This window comes from Burkholderia sp. MSMB1826 (assembly GCF_001526325.1).
Classification (GTDB): Bacteria; Pseudomonadota; Gammaproteobacteria; order Burkholderiales; family Burkholderiaceae; genus Burkholderia.
On sequence record NZ_LOYN01000053.1, the window covers coordinates 1 to 656 of the forward strand.

Sequence of the window (656 nt, forward strand, 5' to 3'; positions counted from 1 at the left end):
GGCAAGACCGCCGTCGTCACGGGCGCCGCGAGCGGCATCGGCAAGGAAATCGCGCTGGAGCTGGCCAAGGCAGGCGCGGCCGTCGCGATCGCCGACCTGAACCAGGACGGCGCGAACGCGGTCGCCGACGAGATCAACAAGGCGGGCGGCAAGGCGATCGGCGTCGCGATGGACGTGACCAGCGAGGAAGCCGTGAACACCGGCATCGACAAGGTGGCCGAAGCGTTCGGCTCGGTCGACATCCTCGTGTCGAACGCCGGTATCCAGATCGTCAACCCGATCGAGAACTATTCGTTCTCCGACTGGAAGAAGATGCAGGCGATCCACGTGGACGGCGCGTTCCTGACGACGAAGGCCGCGCTCAAGCACATGTACAAGGACGATCGCGGCGGCGTCGTGATCTACATGGGCTCGGTGCACTCGCACGAAGCGTCGCCGCTTAAGTCGGCGTACGTGACGGCCAAGCACGGGCTGCTGGGCCTGGCGCGCGTGCTGGCGAAGGAAGGCGCGAAGCACAACGTGCGCTCGCACGTCGTGTGTCCGGGCTTCGTGCGCACGCCGCTGGTCGACAAGCAGATTCCGGAGCAGGCGAAGGAGCTCGGCATCAGCGAAGAGGAAGTGATCAAGAAGGTGATGCTCGGCAACACGGTCGACGG

General features: G+C 65.5%; 1 protein-coding gene. It reads left to right on the plus strand.

Annotated elements, in window-relative coordinates; all coding sequences use genetic code 11:
• Nucleotides 1–656 (plus strand): 3-hydroxybutyrate dehydrogenase (locus WS95_RS29075; RefSeq protein WP_059827540.1); only part of this gene is annotated, 656 nt, incomplete at both ends.